Raw genomic sequence first — 18,074 nt, forward strand, 5'->3', positions numbered from 1 at the left:
GCAGCGGAGCACACCGGGGAAGCGCTCGTCGACGCAGACAAGAACCTCGCGGCCGTGCAGCGGATGCCACCGATAGTGGACGACCCGCACCTCGGTACGACGCGCATTGTGACGTGTTTGTGCTTCAGAATTCGCGGCATCACAGCGTCGCGCGGGGCAAGTGGGTCCCGCGGCGCGACCTGGACGCGTGCAGCTCGGCTCGCTATTTCAACGGCTGGAAGGACCTCACGCCCGTGCCCCCTGACGGAGACCCGCCCGTGCTCGAGCCGCGGACCTGGCTGCTCAGGACGGGGTGGAAGCTGCGGGGGTTGATTGCTACGAGCGTGGTGCCGGGAACCCGAACATGGTCACCTTGGCCGCGATCCATCCCGTCAGGCGGCCAATGCGACCATGTTTTATCACGCAACAACGTGTTGCGGACGCTACTTGATGTGGCCCTTCTTCTTCAGGTCGCCCATGACCTGCGTGGCCAGTTTCTGGCCCCACGAGCGGCCCACCTCCATCGACTCCGCCACGAGCTGCGGCTGCACCGCGACGAACTTCTTCCCGACGGGGCTCGTGTAGAACGTGATCAGCCCCTTGATGTCGGCGAGCGAGAGGTGCTTGTCGTAGACGGGCACGATCTGCTCGAAGAGGTCCTCGGTCTTGGCCTTCTTCAGGAAGTCGGTCCAGAACTTCTCGGGCACCTTGGGGAAGGACTGCTTAAAGTTGGCCAGCATCTGCTCCATGATCTGGCGCCCGAGCTTGGCCGCGCCCGTGAGTTGGAGCAGCTTGCGGATCTCCTTCAACTTGGCCGCATCGGCGGAGGCCGGCGCCGGCGCGAGGGCCAGCCCCATAACAGCCACCACCCCCAGCACACCCAGCTTCGCTTTCGTCATCGTCTCGTCACTTTCGTCGTAGGGGGGTTCAACAGTGCGTCTCCCCGCGGATGATGGACCGCCGGGCGGCGCAGATATACCAAATGACGCCCCGCGCCGCCAGCGGGGCGGAAGGAGGGGGCCAGCCGAAGGCCACGGCTTGCGCCGAGGCGCCCTCTCGTCGGACGATGGAGGCCCCTTGGGAGGAGCATCGATGGCGCGGCTCTGGTGGACGACGGCAGCGATCCTGGCCCTCGTCGGCGGATGCACCGCCGACTTGACCGTCAGGCCCGACGGAGCGCCGCCGCGCGCCGACCAGGGCGGGCCGCCGCGCGTCGACCAGGGCGGGCCGCCGGACGGAGCGCCACCGCGCGACCTGCCTCCGCCAGCGCCGGACGCCTCCACCGCCCCGGACCAGCGTCACGACGCGCCGCCGCCGGACAGCGGACTCCCGCTCGGTACGCCGATCTCCGCTCCGCGCCGCCAATGGACCTGGGTGGACTTTCCGGACGCGGTCTGCGACGACGGCTCGCCCACGGGGCTCGGTGTGAACCCCGGCGACGGCTCGGCACTCTACGTCTTCCTGCAAGGCGGCGGCGCGTGCTGGGACTACCAGACCTGCTACACGCTCAACATCGCGGTCCACGGCCCCTACGGCAGCCTCCAGTTCGACCAGGCGAAGAAGAGCTTCGCCGGGCCCTTCGACCGAACCGACGCGGCGAACCCCTTCAAGGACTGGAACCAGGCCTACATCCCCTACTGCACGGGGGACTTTCACGGGGGCGACAAGGTGGCGGACTACGTGAGCGGCGCGACCACCAAGCGCCACCATCACAAGGGACACGCGAACATCGTCGCCTTCCTGAAGCGGCTCGCGGCCACCTTTCCCGCGGCGTCGAAGGTCGTGGTAGCGGGCAGCAGCGCGGGAGGCGTCGGCGCGCTCCTCACCTACGACACCTTCCACCGCTACTTCCCGCGGGCCAAGCTGTACCTCATCGACGACAGCGGCCCGCTCTTCGCGGGCAACAGCATCTCGACGGCGCAACGCCAGGCCTGGTACCAGAACTGGAATCTTGGCGCGCTGCTCGACGGGCCGTGCCCCAAGTGCCGCAACGACCTCGGAGAGCTCTACAGCTACCTCGGTCAGCGCTGGGCGACCGACCGCCTGGCGCTCATCTCATCGGTGATGGACGGCATTCTGCGCGGCTACTACAGCCTGAACAAGACGACCTACGAAGCGGCGGTCACCTACCTCTCGCAGACGATCTTCCCCACGCGCCCGGCCTGGCGCGCCTTCCTGCTCCCGGGGGTGCTGCACGTCTTTCTCCCGACGTGGGACAAGACCACCGTCGCGGGCGTCGACCTGCGCACCTGGCTGAACAAGATGGTCGCGGACGACCCTACGTGGTCCTCCGTCGGGCCCTGAGCGCGCGACCGCGCCCCGGCGGATCTCGGTCTGGGGCCTCGACCCCCAGGTTTCTCGCCCCTCTCCGGGCGGTATAGTTGATCCATGGGGCGACCCAGGGAGGTGAGACGTGCGCGTACACCGTGTCGGACTCGTCAGAGGCCTCGTGCTGGGCGGCCTCGTGCTGGGCGGCCTCGGCAGCGTCGGCATCTACCTCGGCTGCCGGGGCTCGGTGGAGGTGGACAACGTCGAGACGCCCCAGTGCACCGCGGGCGACGACAAGGACGGGGACCAGTACGGCAAGGGATGCAAGGCGGGACCCGACTGCGACGACAATAACCCCCTCGTGCACCCCTACGCCCCCGAGCAGTGCAACGGGCGCGACGACAACTGCGACGGCCAGCTCGACGAGGGCCTGCCCAAGAACCCCTGCGGCACGTGCGACCCGAACTGCGGCTGGGTGGGCAAGGAGGCGGCCTTCCCGATGGATCCGGCCAAGGACCCGAACGTCCGCGAGAGCGGCGGGGTGACCCTCGACCCGAACGGCGACCTGAAGCTCGACGGCAAGCGCGTCGACTTCCACTACCTCTGGGTCGCGAACACCTACGACCCGGCCGGCCAGAAGAGCTGCGACGACCGACCCCGGGGGGACCCGCGCTGCCGCGGCACGATCTCCAAGGTGGACACGGTGCGCCTGAAGGAGGTGGCGCGCTACTTCACCGTCACCTGCAAGTCGAAGGAAGGCGCCCAGGGCTGCCTCGACGCCAACGGGCAGCGCATCGCCCGCGACCACAACCACACGCCCTCGCGCACCGCGGTGGACTACAACTTCGACGTCTGGGTGGCGAACCGCAGCGTGCACGGCGGCCAGCCCTCGGCGACCAAGATCGCCAACGACCCGGCCGACTGCATCGACCGCAACAAGAACGGCAAGATCGACACCTCCAAGGACCAGAACGACGACGGCAAGATCTCGCTCGACTGCAACGGCGACGGCAAGGCCGACGATGGCGCGACGGTGTGCGGCGGCGCGCTCGCGGGCAAGCCGCCCGAGTTCCTCGGCGACGACGACGAGTGCATCCTCTTCACCACGAACTACGCCGAGGACAACGACCTCGGGCGGAGCATCTGCCTCGACGGTGGCAAGGCGAACGTGGGGGCCAGCGCGGCGTGGGTCGGGACCTTCAACCGCGAGAAGAATCGCCGCGGCGCGAACCTCTTCTACAAGATCAACGGCGAGAGCGGAAAGATCGAGGCCTCGGTCACGATGCCCGCGGGGCACAAGTCCTACGGCTGCATGGCCGATTCGAACCACATCATCTGGTCCACCGACATCTACGGCTCGCTGGCCTTCCTCTCCACGATCACCAACCAGGCGGGGCCGCTCCTCAAGGCGCCGTGGGTCCCCAAGGCCGGACGCGAGTACCACCACTACGGCATCACCGTCGACGGCGACCAGCGCGTCTGGCTCGGCGGGTACCACTCGTCGTGGGTCCTCCGGTACGCGCCCAAGCGGGACAACTTCGACGCGCTCAGCAAGGGTGTCTGGACGCGCATCGACGTTCCCGACGGCTGGGTCACGCGCGGCATCGCGGCCGACAACCGCGGCAAGGTCTGGGTCGCCATCGAGTCGGGCGCGATTCTGCGGCTGGAGCAGAGCATCCCCGACGGCGTGCACGACATGACCGGCGTGAAGGAGGGCAAGGACTACTGGCCCATCGCGGCGCGCGAGGTGATCGGCGCGGGCATCGACCTGGCGGGTCACATCTGGGGGGTGGGCAAGGACAACGACACCGCCGCGCGGCTCGACGTGGACGCGCAGGGCAACGTCGTCACGCCGGCGACGGGGAACACGAACAAGGTCACCCTCGGACGCAACCCGTACACCTACAGCGACTTCACCGGCTACGGCCTGATGACCTTCCTCCGCCCGAACGGGCGATACGTCTACCACCACCAGCCGTGCAAGGCCGGCGAGAAGGCGATCTGGCAGTCGGTGACCTGGAACGCCACCGCGCCTGCGGGCACCTCCGTCTCGGTGCGCGTGCGCACCGGGGACTCCGAGGCCAGCATGGGCCCCTGGTCCGCGCCGTTCACCAGCTCGCCCGCCTTCTTCGGACCGGGCTCGCCGCGCGCGATCAGCCCGAATCCGTCGGCCGTCATGCACGTGGAGGTGAACCTCGCCAGCCAGATCAAGGACGTGACCCCCATCGTGCACGACTACACGGTCGGGTTCGTCTGCGTGGCCAAGACGGGCTAACGGCCCCGCCCGCTCGACGCCGCCGCGCAACGCCGCGCTTGTCATCGCCTGCCCGAGGGACCACAATCGGCCTCGCTTGGCCGCCGCACCCGCGCCCCACGGAAGAGGAATGCCGAAGAGCCTCCCCCCGGAGACCGATCCGTTCAGCCAGATGTTCGACCGCCGTGACCTGATCCTCGTCACGGGCAAGGGGGGTACGGGCAAGAGCACCCTCGTCGCCGCGCTGGCCGAGCTCGCCGCCCGGCGACGCGGCTCGGCGGTGGCCGTCGAGATGTCCGTGCACCCCCACCTGCCGGAGCTCCTCGGACCGAGCACCCAGGTCCAGACGGTCTGCGTCGACCTGGAGCAGGCCGTCCCGGCGGCGATGGGGCGTCTCCTCCGGCTGCCCGCGCTCGTCACGCGGGTCTTCAACAACCGCTTCATCCGGCTCTTCATTCGCACCTCGCCCGCGGTCCGCGAGATGATCCTGCTCGACGAGCTGCACCACCTCGTGGAGGTGAACTCGCGCCGCAGAACACCGGTGATCGTGGACCTCCCGGCCTCGGGCCACGCGCTCTCCTTCCTCGACACCCCGCGCGCCGTCAACCGCATGCTGCGCGTCGGACCGCTGGCTCAGGTGGCGGCGCGCGTCGAGGCGCTGATTCTGGACAGCTCTCGCTGCGAGCTCGTGATCGTCGCGCTCCCCGAGGAGCTGCCGATCAACGAGACCATCGAGCTCGTCCGCCGCGCCACCGAGATCGGGCTCGCCAGCCGGACCGTGATCGTGAACCAGGTGCCCTCGCCGTCGGTGGATCCCGAGGACCGCCCGCTGCTCGACCTCCTCCATCGAGAGGGAGACGCGCAGATCGGCCACTTCGCGAGCATCGCGCGCAGCGGGCTGGACGGCCTGGACCAAGCGCGCGCGCAGATCGAGCGGCTCCGCTCGGCGCTCGACGACGCCGTGATCGAGCTCCCCTTCCACCTCGACACCGACCCGCGTCGCCGGGTGGCCGCGCTCATCCGGGCGCTCGTCCCATGACGGCCGCCGGCCTCAAGCAGGTGATCGACGGCGCGCCGCTCGTGGTTTGCGTCGGCCCCGGGGGCGTGGGCAAGACGACGCTCTCGGCCGTGCTCGCCCTGCACCAGGCGGCCACCGGCGCGCGCTCGCTCGTCCTCACCATCGACCCGGCCCGCCGGCTGGCGGACGCGCTCGACGTGCCCGGCCTGACCAACGACCCGGTCGCGATCAGCTCCTTCGGCAAGATGCACCCCGGCGGCACGCTCAGCGCGCTGATGCTCGACCCGTCGGCGACCTTCGACCATCTGATCGCGCTGCTGGTCGCGGACCCCGACCGGCGACGCGCCCTGCTGGAAAACCGGACCTACCAGTACGTCTCGCGCTACCTCGCCGGAACGCTCGAATACATGGCCGTGGAGCGCCTGCACGCGCTGACCCAGGGCGGCGCCTACGACCGGATCGTCCTCGACACGCCGCCCACGAGCAACGCCATCGACTTCCTCGAGGCCCCGGACCGCCTGGCGACCTTCTTCAGCGACCAGGTGATCAGCCGCTTCATGCCCAAGCAGCAGACCTCGTGGACCTCGCGGCTTCTCAACCGGGCCAGCTCATCGGTGCTCTCGCTCCTCAACCGCGTCGCCGGAGACACCTTCGTCGAGGACGTCGTCAACTTCGTCTCCACCTTCGGCGACCTCTTCGGCCAGTTCCGCGAGCGCGGCATCGCGGTGGGCAAGACCCTCCGCGACCCGCGCACGGCCTTCGTCATCGTCTGCGCCCCCGACCAGAACCGGCTCGCCGAGGCGCGTTCGATCGACGAGCGGCTCCAGCAGGCCGGCTGCCGGGCGCACGCCTTCATCGTCAACCGGGTCGACGCGCCCTTCCTCTCCACCCCCGGGGACGACGCGCTCGCCCGCGCCACGGTCCTCCTCGGGGGAGCGGCGGAGCGTCCGCGCGTCCAGGCCTTCATCGAGCGCCTCGAGCAGCTGCGACGTAGCTACGACTCCTCCGCCGCGACGCACGCGCAGGCGGTCGAGTCGCTCCGGGCCTACGCGGCGCCGCGGCCCGTCTTCACGGCCCCCCGCGTCCCCCCCGGCGAGAGCCCTCGCGCCGCGCTCCTGGCCCTCTACCTCGGCCTCTTCGCCGACACGACCGACACGACCGACGCGACCGCGGCGGGCGCGCCCCCCCCGCTCCCGCCCGACGACGGAGCGCGCCGCTCGATTTTCGGTCGCCGTCGAACGGACCGGCCGTGACCCTCTCGGCCAAGATCGAGAGCCTCGGCGTCTACCTGCCCGACAAGTCGCTCACCACCGAGGAGCTCCTCGGCGCCTGCCGGCACCGGCCGCGGCTCGACTTCGAGCGCATCACGGGCATCCACGAGCGCCGGGTCGCCGAGGGCGAGTACTCGATCGACCTCGCGGTCAAGGCGGCCCAGCGCGCGCTGAAGATGTCGCGATACTCGGCCGAGGACCTCGACCTCTTGATCTGCACCAGCATCTCGAAGCACCACCGGCAAGACGAGTTCACCTTCGAACCGGCCACGGCCGTGCTGGTGCGCCGAGCCATCGGGGCCCGCAGAGCCCTCTGCTTCGACGTCGTGAACGCCTGCGCCGGCATGCTCAACGGCATCTACGTGCTGCAGGGGATGCTGCGCAGCGGCGCCATCCGCTGCGGCATGGTCGTGAGCGGGGAGCAGAACATGCCGCTCGCCTGGACGGCCACGCGGGAGATCCGGCACCGCCTCGACCGGCAGCTCGCCTCGCTGTCGCTGGGCGACTGCGGCGCCGCGCTCATCCTCGACGGTGCGGAGGACGACGCGCGCGGCTTCCGTCACCTGGAGCTGATCACCGGGGCCAAGCACTCGCACTACTGCCACTCGCAGCCCTCGTCGCGCGGCTCCGGCGGCGTGCTGATCACCAAGGCCATCGGCCTGCAGCGCAAAGGGGCCGAGCACTTCCCCTTCTACTTCAAGGAGGCCGTGCACAAGAGCGGCTGGGGCCTGGAGGAGCTGGACCACATCATCCCGCACCAGGTCTCGGTGCGCGCCATCCGGCGCGGGATCAAGGAGGTCAGTCGCTTCATGGGCTGCGAGCTGCCCGACCGCTACCTCTGCTGCGCCGAGAAGTACGGCAACACGACCACCACCAGCCACTTCCTCGTGCTGCACGAGTTCATCCTCCGCGGCCAGATCCAGCCGGGGCACAAGCTCCTCTTCGTCAGCGGCGCCTCGGGGATCGTGATCACCCATGCGACCTACGCCATGGACGACCTCCCCGACCGCTATCGCCGCGCGCAGGAAGCGGAGAGCTAAGATGCTCCGTTGCCGCATGGCCAGCCTCGGGGCGAGCCTGCCGGGGCCCCGCTGGCGCCGCCGGGGCTCCCTCTGGCACGCACAGAAGGCGGGAAAGGAGTGCCTGGCCCGCTCGCCGTACCGACCCTCCGACGTCGAGGTGCTGATCAACACCGGCGTGAACCGCGACGGCCACACCTGCGAGCCGGCCATCGCGACCTACGTGCTCAAGGCCCTGGGCATCAACACCGACTTCCGCGGGAGCCGGACGCTCGGCTTCGACCTGCTCAACGGCGGCTGCGGGATGCTGAACGCCGCCCAGGTCCTCGCGACGTTGATGCAGAGCGGCCAGGCCCGGGTCGGGATGGTCGTCTCCAGCGAGGCGAACAGCGACCGCGACCCCGACCCTGCCTATCGCTACCCGCCGAGCGGCGCGGCGGTGCTCCTCGACATCGCGCCCCTCTCCGGAACGGGCTTCGGCGCCTTCGCCTTCCGCACCCTCGACGAGCACGCGGACCTCTACTCCTCGGTGGTCAACATGACCGGGAAGCACGGACGCCTGCTGCTCCGTCGAAAGGACGAGCTCGACGCGGCCTATCGCCAGGGCGCCGCCGAGGTGGTCGAGGAGGTGCTCTCCCAGGGCCACCTGGCGCGAGATGACCTGGACCTCGTCATCCCCGCCCAGCTCTCGGGGCCCTTCCTCGCCGAGCTCCCGGCCGCCATCGGCCTGCCGCGCGAGAAGGTGCTCGACCTCTCCAGCGTCCTCGAGGACACCCTGACCACCTCGGTCTTTCTCGCCACGCACCACGCCCTCGAGACGGGCCGGGCGGGCCCCGGAAAGACCGCCCTGCTCCTGGCCTTCGGCTCCGGCGTGACGGTGGGAGCCGCCACCTACCGCTTCTGAGCGGCCCCCGGGTCGCCAAGGGGTGTGGTCGCCTGGCCCTCTCCGTGCTACCTCGTCCGGTGTAAACGCGGCGGACGGAGGGCTAGATGAGCGACAGGACGGGGAGCGACCGCGCACCGAATCGCCTGATCCACGAGAAGAGCCCCTACCTCCTGCAGCACGCGCACAACCCGGTGGACTGGTACCCGTGGAGCGAGGAGGCCTTCGCGCGCGCCCGCGCCGAGCAGCGCCCGATCTTCCTCTCCATCGGGTACTCGACCTGCCACTGGTGCCACGTGATGGAGCGGGAGAGCTTCGAGAACCCCGAGATCGCCGAGCTGATGAACCGCGGCTTCGTGAACGTGAAGGTGGACCGCGAGGAACGCCCCGACGTGGACCGGGTCTACATGACCTTCGTGCAGGCCACGACCGGGAACGGGGGGTGGCCGCTCTCGGTCTTCCTCACCCCCGAGCTCGAGCCGATCGTCGGAGGCACCTACTTCGCGCCGTTCGGGCGCCACGGCCAGCCCGGCTTCATCCAGCTCCTGCAGCACATGACCCTGGCCTGGGAGAAGCAGCGCGATCAGATCCGCAAGGCGGCGACCGAGATCCTCGACCAGCTCCGCGCGGCCGTCGCGCGTCCCGACGAGCCCGAGATGCTCGACACCGAGACGGTCTTTCGCGGCTTCAAGGCCTTCCAGGGGCTCTACGACCGCCACAACGGCGGCTTCGGTCGCGCGCCGAAGTTCCCCCGCCCCGTGGCGCACAACTTCCTGCTGCGCTACTTCGCCCGCACCGGCGACGAGGAAGCCGCGCGCATGGTGCTCGCCACGCTGCGCAAGATGGCCGACGGCGGGATCCACGACCACCTCGCGGGAGGCTTCCACCGCTACTCCGTCGACGGCGAGTGGCACGTGCCGCACTTCGAGAAGATGCTCTACGACCAGGCGCAGCTGGCGCGAAGCTACGTGGAGGGCTACCAGCTCTCGCGCGACGAGCGCCTCGCCGACGTGGCGCGCGCCACCCTCGACTACGTGCTGCGTGACCTCACCGACCCGGAGACGGGCGCCTTCTACTCGGCGGAGGACGCGGACAGCCTGATCGCCACGGGCGGAACCGAGAAGGCCGAAGGGGCCTTCTACGTCTGGACCGAGGCGGAGCTGCGCGCGGCGCTCGGGCCCCGCGCCGAGGCCTTCTGCCGCCACTACGGGGTGCGCGCCGAGGGCAACGCGCACGACCCGCACGGCGAACTCGTCGGCCAGAACGTGCTGCACGTGGTGCAATCGCTCGACGACACCGCGCGGCAGGTGGGGCGAACCGCGCTGGAGGTGGCCGCGCTCCTCGAGGAGGCCCGTGCCATCCTCCGCGAGCGACGCGCGCTCCGCCCCCGCCCCCACCTTGACGACAAGGTACTCTGCGCCTGGAACGGCATGATGATCTCGGCCCTGGCCCACGCCGCGGTCGTGCTCGACGAGCCGCGCTACCTCGCCGCCGCGCAGCGCGCCGCGCGCTTCCTCACCACCACGCTGTGCGACTGCGCCGGGCCCACCTGTTACCGACGCTACCGCGCGGGGGAACGCGCCGTGGAAGGCTACCTCGAGGACTACGTGCACCTCACCGAGGGCCTCCTCGACCTCTATCAGGCCGACTTCGACCTCGCCTGGCTGCTCCTCGCCGAGCGTCTCACCGAGCACCAGCTCGATCTCTTCAGCGCCCCCGAGGAGCAGGGCTTCTACTCCACCAAGGGCGACGACCCGTCGGTGTTGCTCCGGGTGAAGGAGGACTACGACGGCGCGGAGCCCTCTCCCAACTCGATCGCCGCGCAGAACCTGCTCCGCCTCGGTCAGCTCCTCGACCGCCCCGAGTGGCGCCAGCGCGCCGAGCACACGGTGCGGGCCTTCTCGGCCCGACTGAACGAGGTCCCCGAGGTGATGCCTCAGATGCTCGTGGCGAGCGACGAGATGCGCCACCCCGCTGTTCACGTCGTGCTCACCGGCGAGCGCGGCGACCCGCGACTCCTCACGCTCCTCGAGGCCGTGCACCGTGGCTTCCTGCCCCACAAGCTCGTCTTTCTCGCCGACGAGGGAGCGAAGCGCGAGCTCGGCCCGCGGCTGCCGTTCATCCTGCCGATGGCGCTCGACGACGGACGACCGATGGCCTACGTCTGTCTCGAGCAGCGCTGCGAACGACCGACGTCTGACGCGGGCGATCTCCTCGTGCTCCTCGGTGCGCGCACGCTCACTGCGTGAGCTCCGAAAAGGAACGCGCACTTCTTCTTTTGAATGGCCACGCGCATCGAGAGTGCGCGCGCGACGTCTCGATCCGCGAGCCATCTCCCCCGATTCGTGCGAGCGAAGCCGTTGTCACCGCCTGGCATGCTTGGTGCACCTAATCTTCCTGTTCTTGGGCAAGGGGAGTGCGGTGACCTTCAACCAGAGCGTTGCGTAAGTTCGTTGGCAGTTGATTCGATGATGGTCCTTCCCAAACTCGGAACGCTCGCGTTCCCCCTCCATACCCCGACACTCACTCTCTATCGAGAGTAAACAACCGGTGCCTCCTCGCCGGAGCTGCCAACGAACTTATGCAGCGCTCTGCTTCGCAGGGCGCTGCCGCGTCCGGAGGGGTGACCTCGTCTCGGGGACCCGCTCGCCCGGACCCCCTCCCGCGCAATCCCGATCGGCTATACTGCCTGCCACTTGAGAGACGAAGTGCGCACGCCATGACCACCCGCAAGACCATCACCCAGCTCCTTCACGACCAGGCCGAGCGCTACGGCGATCGCGTGAGCCACTACCACTGGGAGCGCGGCCAGTGGCGCAGCATGACCTGGAGGCAGGTGCGCCAGGTCTCGCGCGAGGTGGCCTTCGGGCTCTGGAGCCTGGGCTGCCGCAAGGGGGACAAGGTCGGACTCGTCAGCGAGACCCGCTGGGAGTGGACCTGCATCGACGGCGGGTGCCTCGGCTTCGGCGCGGTCGTGGTGGGCATCTACCCGACGAGCACCCCCGAGCAGGTGGCCTACATCCTCGCGCACAGCGAAGCGAAGGTGGTCTTCGTCGAGAACGCGGCCCAGCTCGCCAAGCTGAACGAGCTCCGCGATCGCTTCCCCGCGCTCCAGGCCGTGGTGGTGATCGATCCGCCCGACGGCGGCAAGCCCGACGGGTGGTTGACCCTCGAGGGCCTGCGCGAGAAGGGACGCGCGCTGGAAGGACAGGAGCCGGCGCTCCTCGACCGCGCGCGCGAGGCCGTGCTCCCCGAGGACGTGGCCACGCTGGTCTACACCAGCGGCACGACGGGCCCGCCCAAGGGGGTCGTCTGCACCCATCGCGCCTTCTTCGACATCGCGGACCTGAGCGTGCGGCACCTCGGCTTCGGCGACGAGGACGTGAGCGTGGTCTTTCTGCCCCTCGCCCACTCGCTCCAGCGCGTCAGCCTCTACGGCGGGGTGCGCGCGGGGATGACCGGCTACTACGCGCCGAGCCTCGACCGCCTGATGGAGACAGTCCAGGCCGCGCGGCCCACCACCATGGCCAGCGTGCCGCGCATCTTCGAGAAGGTGCACAGCCGGATCGTGACCGGGCTGGCTCAGCAGCCCGAGCGGCGGCGCAAGCTCTTCACGGCCGCGATGAAGGTCGGTCGAGCCCGGAGCCGCTGTCTGCAAGAGAGGCGCCCCGTCCCCCTGCACCTGCGCCTCGGCTACGCGCTCTTCGACCGGCTGGTCTTCAGCAAAGTCCGCGCGCGCCTCTTCGGCCCGCGCCTGCGCTTCCTCGTCTCGGGGGGCGCGCCGATCAGCCGCGAGCTGCTCGAGTTCTTCCACGCCATGGGGATCCTGATCCTCGAGGGCTACGGCCTGACCGAGACGAGCGCCCCGGCCACCGTGAATCACCCCGACGACTTCCGCTTCGGGACGGTGGGCAAGGCGCTCAAGGGGGTGGGGATCAAGATCGCCCCCGACGGGGAGATTCTGATCAACGGTCCCGGACTCTTCCGCGAGTACTACAAGGATCCGGCCGCCACGCGCGAGGCGATCGACGAAGAGGGGTGGTTCCACTCGGGCGACATCGGCGAGCTGGACGCCGACGGCTTCTTGCGCATCACCGACCGCAAGAAGGACCTGATCATCACCGCGGCCGGCAAGAACGTGGCCCCGCAGAACATCGAGAACCTGATCAAGACCGACCGCCACATCAGCCAGGTGATGGTGCACGGCGACCGCCGGAACTACCTCGTAGCGCTCGTGACCCTCGACGCCGACGAGCTGGCCGCCTGGGCCAAGTCGAACGGCAAGGCCGGGGCGCGCCTCGAGCAGCTCGCAGCAGACCCGGCGGTCCAGGGACTCGTGGCGAAGATCATCGACGAGAAGAACGCGCAGCTCGCCCGGTACGAGACGGTGAAGAAGTTCCGCGTGCTGGCGGAGGACTTCACCGTCGAGAACGGCATGCTCACGCCGACCATGAAGGTCAAGCGCCGGGTGATCGAGAAGAGGTACCGGAGCCTGCTCGACGAAATGTACGGGGAAGGAGGGTAGACGATGCTTCACCTGACGACCTTGACCTCGTTCCGGCGGGCCCGGACCCTCGCGGCCCAGCTGCCCCCCTTGGGCGCGCGCTTCGGCGTGCGCGGCTGGGAGCAGGTCCAGCGGGACCTCGCGACCGTGGTCCGCGGCTGGCTCCACGGCGAGCACTTCCAGTTCGACGTGCGCTCGGCCGGACTCATTCGCCCGGACCTCTCGCTCCCTACCTACGCCGGCCTGGTGCCCGAAGGGGGGCTCGCGCCGATCTACAACCTCCTCGACCGCACGGGCGGCGCCACGCTCTACACCACCCGCGTCAGTCGAGGTCGCGCCCGCGACTTCCGCGGCGGTCGCCTCTCGTACGACGACCACCGTGGGACGGACTTCGTGACCCCCGTGGGCATGCCCATCGTGGCGGCGGCGCCGGGGATCGTGGCGCTCGTGCGCGACCGCTGGCTGCGCGGCGGGCTCACGCTCTCCGTCGACCACGGCCACGGCGTCGTGACGCAGTACTCGCATCTGTCGCAATCGCTGGTCGAGCTCGGCCAGATCGTGCGCCGCGGCGAGCCCATCGCGCTCGGCGGCGCGTCGGGCTACGACCTCGTGCAGTTCTTCCCCTACGTCCCGCCGCACGTGCACTTCATGGTCTGGATGGACGGCCAGCCGGTGGATCCCTTCCTCGCCCCCGGCGAAGCGCCCCGCCCCGGCTGCTGGTGCGAGGAGAACCGGCCGCTCCCCAGCGGGCCGCTCCCCGACGACCCCCTCCCCGAGGCGAGCCCGGTGGACGAGCTCGCGCTCGAACGCATTACTTCCGCCTGCATCGACCCGCTGCTGCGCGAGGAGCTCGCGCAGGCCGCCGCGAGCCCGGTTTCCCTCGCGGCGCTGCTCGAGGACGCGCTGCACCACCAGTTCGAGTCCTGGCCGCAGGCCTTCTGGCACGAGCGGGTGCGACCGCCGCTCGACCCCGACCGGGCCGCGCGCGCGCTGCGAGTGCGGATCAGCCTGCCGCTACCGTCGAGCGAGTACACGGGGGCCCGCTTTGCCGACGCCCCCTGGACGGCACCTCCCGCGTGAGGCGCGCGCCGGCGCTGGCCCTCGCGCCCCTCGCCCTCCTGCCGCTCCCCGCCGCGGCTCGACCGCTCCTCGAGCTGCCGCTCCGCGTGCGCGTGGCCGAGTGCGCCGGTCAGGCCGTGAAGCCACCCGGCTGGATCGCCGCCCACGTGGCTGCCGCAAATCAGGTCTTGCGCCCCCACGGGGTGCGGCTGGCGGCGCGACTGGACCGCTTCCGGCCTCCGCGCTGCGGCCTGACGGACAGGGACGATCGCCACGCCCTCGCCCGCTTCGTCGACCCGCAGGAGGTGACGGTGCTGGTGCTCGAGCGCGTGCGCGACCTGGACCTGACGACCTACGATCTGATGGGCGTGCACTGGCGCTACGAGGGGTCCGACGCCGCCCTCGCGGGTCGCCGGTGGATCTTCCTCACGGCCCGCGCCGAGCCGCCCGTCCTGGCCCACGAACTCGGACACTACCTCGGCCTCGCGCACGACCCGCGCGGCGGCAACCTGATGACTCCCGGACCCTCGGCCCCGATCTGGCGCCGCCCGGGGAGAAAGCCCCTCCCCTTCGCGCCGCGCTTCACCGCGGCCCAGGGTCGCCGCGTGCGCAAGGCGGTGGCCGCGCTGCTCGGCCGCTGACTGACCTGGCACCCTGCGGACCGGTCAGCGGAGACGCCACCTCGAGCCCCCCGAGGAGCCGTTTTCAGCACTTGTTGTAAGCAAGATCCATAACTTACACGGCATCTTGGCGTGGCATGGGCAGTGCAAACGGGAGGCGTCAGTCCGCAGCCGCGCCGGCGCGCACGCGCGCCGACGCCAGGAGGAGGTCGTTCATGAGCCGTCACGCCGTCGCATGCCTCGGGATCTCCGCCTGCCTCCTGGCAGGCGCCACGAGCACCGCCTGGGCCGCCGACAGGACTCGCGCCGTAGCGGACGCCCGCGTGGTTCGGGACTACGGCAACATCCGGCGCTACGTCGGCAAGCTCGGCAGCGGCCGGATGAGCCACGAAGCCAAGCAGCGCTTCCTCGCTACCGTCGAGGTCCTCTACAAGAACCGGGACGGCTCGTTCAAGGATCGCGACCACGCCCCGACCGTGCGCTTCGCGGGCGGCTCCGGGATCGGCCTGATGGGGATGCTGAAGAAGATCGTCTTCGGCGCACCGAGCAAGATGGAGATCTCCTCGCACGAGAACCGCGTGCGCGCCGAGGGACCGTTCCCCGCCTTCATCGGCACGGAGCCCCAGATGGCCGCGGTCGACGGAACGCTCGCGCAGCTCGCCGAGCGCGTGGGTCGCGCGGCCGCTCCGGATCAGCGCTCGCGCATGGGCCTCGTCATCGGCGATGCCCTTCGCGCGGCTCGCGTGAACGGTCCTCTCGCCGGGCTGGCGGCCGCCTACGCCACGGCCGCGACGATTCGCTCCACCCAGGACGGCGCCTCCCTCATCGGCGTCATCGAGGTGCAGGATGCCGGTCGTCGCGGGGCGCTCGGCGCCGCGATGAAGGTCCTCGAGCGCGAGCATCGCGGCTTCGTGGACCCGAAGGCCGCGCTCACCGTGGTCGAGACGACCTGGCTGTGGAAGAACACCGCCATCGGACGGCCCAGCATCGGCACTCAGGACGTGACCCTGAAGGACGGCACCACGCACTCCACCTTCCAGTACTACAGTGCCGGCGCGGACGGCGCGCTCTTCTGGACGAACGGCCGCTGACCCCCCGGCCACGCCCCCTCAGAGCAGGATCAGCTCGATCCCCGAGAACATACCAAAGACGTGTCCCCCGACGTCGCTCCCCTGCACCGAGCGCGTCACGTACCAGAGCTCCTGTACCGAGAGGTCGAGGTGGAGCCAGCCCGGGATGACCCCCCAGGGGCGCAGGAAGCTCGCGCGCGCGCCGAGCGCGAAGGTGTGGCGGTCGCAGTCGTAGGTCGGCAGGTCGGTCGATCGGATCGGCGAGCGCTCGAAGGAGTACCCCGCGCGCCCCGTGAGCCACGAGACGAGCTTGTACTCGGCACCGACGCGCGGGACGAGCATGTCGGTCCAGCGGATCTGCGGCTTGAGCGGGTCGAGGAGCTTCGCGTTGGGGCCGAGGAAGAGCCGGAGCCCGGGGTCCTTGGCGAGCTGCTCGATGTCGAGCGAGATCTTGGGGTACGGGATCTCGAAGTTGGTGTAGTCCACCCAGGTCAGATCGGCCGAGACGAGGAGCCGCCGCCCGCGATACGACACCCCGAGGCTGACCTGCTGCGGATGGTACTTCGAACGGATCGTCGCCTTCGCCTTGACGGGCATGTTGATCTTCGTCGTGTCGGAGACCGAGAGCCGCGTGTACAGATCGAGGGGGAGCTCGACGGAGACGAACTGCGGACCGCGGTAGGTCGCGCCGATGCGGAAGCGCCCGAGGAAGGCCATCGCCCCGCCGGTGAAGAAGGCGTCGGTCGGCACGTCGGCGTTCATCCAGGCTTCGAGCCGCAGGTCGGGGTCGGCCGCGCCTCCCCCTCCGCCACCCGGCTGGAAGGGGGCGTAGAAGCTGACCGCGCCGTAGACCGCTCCGGCGAGCTGGAGTCCGGCGCCGAACGCCAGCCAGCGCAGGGGTCGCCACGGAACGCGGCCCCCGAAACCCACGCGCAGCTGAAAGACCTGCACCGCCGAGTCGTACATCACGAAGTAGGGCTCGCTCTTCTGATAGAGCCGCGACTCGAAGAGCTTGCCGGTGGGCAGGTTCAGCGAGAAGCCGAAGGCCAGGTACTCCTTGAGTCGGCCCGAGAGGGGCAAGCCGAGGTGCAGGTAGGTCGAGGTCTCGGTGGGCATCCCGACGCTCGCCCCGTTCTCGACGAGCCGCGGAGCCCCGAGGAGAAAGCCCGCCCCGATGGTCATCCCCTGGAGCTGCACCAGCCCGGCGGGGTTGTAGTAGAGCGCCGCGACGTCCTCGGCCACGGCGGTGTACGCGCCCCCGAGCCCCATCGAGCGCGGGTGCATGCCGAAGTGGCTCGCCAGGTCGGCCCGGGCGGTATGGGCCGCGAAGAGCAGCCCCAGAACGACGGGTACACGACGCACGGGAACCTCCCTCACTTGCCCTTGGCGGGTACGTACTGGACCTCGTCGCTGAGCTCGCTCTGCGTCGCTCGACGAAAGGCCTGTACGGCGAAGTAATAGGTGCGGCCCGGAACCAGGCCTTGCAGACGAAGTCGCGGGCGCATGGCCGGCGTCGGAGAGGGGACGTCGCCCGCGTCGGTGTAGCTCGGTACCCGATCCAGACACCAGGCCTCGGGGACCTCGAGCGGCGACGCGGCGGGCATACCGGGCAGTCGCCCCGGCTGCGCAGCGGAGCTGTCCTTCGCTCCCGCATCCCGGGGTGTTCCATCGGAGCGAGCGTCGCTTGCACCGAGGTCCACGCGGCCATCGCGCGCTCCGCCGTCCTGCGACCGCCCGTCGCGCGACGTGCCGTCTCGGGGTCCCGCGTCGCGCGGGCCGTCCGGCAGCCGCAGATCGGCCGCGATGGTCGTCGTGGGGCCGATGCTGCCGTCGAAGTCGCCGCAGCCCGTCGGCCACGCTACCCAGGAGAGTCCGCGCCCCTCGTAGGGGACCCCCGCGCGATCGTCGTCGAAATGCAGCCGATAGCCGTCCACGCGCACCACGAGCTTCCAGGAGAGCTCCACCGTTCCCGGCGCCGCCCCTACGACCGGCGCCACCACCAGCTCCGTGGGTTTGGGCAAGGGGATCGTCTCGCTGCATCCCGCGATCCCGACGAGCGCGAGCAAGACCGCGCCTCCGGCTGCCTCGCGAGCTCCCCCGCTTGCTGCGTGTCTTTTCATGCGACGTGC

14 protein-coding genes are annotated in these 18,074 nt (G+C 70.1%); 11 read left to right on the forward strand and 3 right to left on the reverse strand.

Translation table 11 applies throughout. The features are described from left to right. Positions 1-422: 422 nt before the first annotated feature. Entirely contained in the window at positions 423-878 is a 456-nt protein-coding gene (locus tag IT371_03055; GenBank protein MCC6746608.1) for a DUF2059 domain-containing protein, read from the reverse strand. A 193-nt stretch (positions 879-1,071) separates the two neighbouring features. Here IT371_03055 and IT371_03060 point away from each other — a divergent pair, with 193 nt between their 5' ends. From IT371_03060 to IT371_03110, 11 genes are all read left to right on the forward strand, one after another. Continuing rightward, the gene (locus IT371_03060; GenBank protein ID MCC6746609.1) at positions 1,072-2,283 is read left to right on the forward strand and encodes an esterase; all 1,212 of its coding nucleotides are present in this window, start codon (positions 1,072-1,074) and stop codon (positions 2,281-2,283) included. A gap of 109 nt (positions 2,284-2,392) precedes the next feature. Continuing rightward, positions 2,393-4,522 carry a putative metal-binding motif-containing protein gene (locus IT371_03065; GenBank protein ID MCC6746610.1) on the forward strand — a complete coding sequence of 710 codons (2,130 nt, stop codon included), beginning with the start codon at positions 2,393-2,395 and terminating at the stop codon, positions 4,520-4,522. A 109-nt stretch (positions 4,523-4,631) separates the two neighbouring features. Then, positions 4,632-5,540, forward strand: coding sequence for an AAA family ATPase (locus IT371_03070; GenBank protein ID MCC6746611.1), 909 nt, complete (start codon positions 4,632-4,634; stop codon positions 5,538-5,540). Then, positions 5,537-6,772 (forward strand): ArsA family ATPase, encoded by a 1,236-nt coding sequence (locus tag IT371_03075; GenBank protein ID MCC6746612.1) that lies wholly within the window; start codon positions 5,537-5,539, stop codon positions 6,770-6,772. The genes IT371_03070 and IT371_03075 overlap by 4 nt, the downstream gene beginning before the upstream one ends. After that, positions 6,769-7,830 (forward strand): 3-oxoacyl-ACP synthase, encoded by a 1,062-nt coding sequence (locus tag IT371_03080; GenBank protein ID MCC6746613.1) that lies wholly within the window; start codon positions 6,769-6,771, stop codon positions 7,828-7,830. Before IT371_03075 ends, IT371_03080 begins: the two co-directional genes overlap by 4 nt. Position 7,831: 1 nt before the next feature. Then, the gene (locus IT371_03085; protein ID MCC6746614.1) at positions 7,832-8,713 is read left to right on the forward strand and encodes a hypothetical protein; all 882 of its coding nucleotides are present in this window, start codon (positions 7,832-7,834) and stop codon (positions 8,711-8,713) included. Between the two features lie 86 nt (positions 8,714-8,799). Then, on the forward strand, positions 8,800-10,941 hold the full coding sequence (locus IT371_03090) for a thioredoxin domain-containing protein (protein ID MCC6746615.1): 2,142 nt from the start codon (positions 8,800-8,802) through the stop codon (positions 10,939-10,941). A 470-nt stretch (positions 10,942-11,411) separates the two neighbouring features. Beyond that, a complete protein-coding gene (locus tag IT371_03095) occupies positions 11,412-13,217 on the forward strand; it encodes a long-chain fatty acid--CoA ligase (GenBank protein MCC6746616.1) in 1,806 nt (601 codons plus the stop codon). Positions 13,218-13,220: 3 nt separating this feature from the next. Then, a complete protein-coding gene (locus tag IT371_03100) occupies positions 13,221-14,276 on the forward strand; it encodes a M23 family metallopeptidase (GenBank protein MCC6746617.1) in 1,056 nt (351 codons plus the stop codon). Next, positions 14,273-14,896, forward strand: coding sequence for a hypothetical protein (locus tag IT371_03105; protein MCC6746618.1), 624 nt, complete (start codon positions 14,273-14,275; stop codon positions 14,894-14,896). Before IT371_03100 ends, IT371_03105 begins: the two co-directional genes overlap by 4 nt. 194 nt (positions 14,897-15,090) lie before the next feature. Further along, positions 15,091-15,966, forward strand: a complete 876-nt coding sequence (locus tag IT371_03110; GenBank protein MCC6746619.1) for a hypothetical protein — start codon at positions 15,091-15,093, stop codon at positions 15,964-15,966. A gap of 18 nt (positions 15,967-15,984) precedes the next feature. Here the strand turns inward: IT371_03110 and IT371_03115 are convergent, their stop codons facing one another. Then, positions 15,985-17,307: an outer membrane protein transport protein gene (locus tag IT371_03115; protein MCC6746620.1), complete on the reverse strand. Its 1,323-nt coding sequence runs from the start codon at positions 17,305-17,307 to the stop codon at positions 15,985-15,987. 11 nt (positions 17,308-17,318) lie between these two features. Then, entirely contained in the window at positions 17,319-18,065 is a 747-nt protein-coding gene (locus tag IT371_03120) for a hypothetical protein (protein ID MCC6746621.1), read from the reverse strand. Positions 18,066-18,074: the final 9 nt, after the last annotated feature.

It is taken from the genome of Deltaproteobacteria bacterium (assembly GCA_020848905.1).
In the GTDB taxonomy this organism is placed as follows: Bacteria; Myxococcota_A; Polyangia.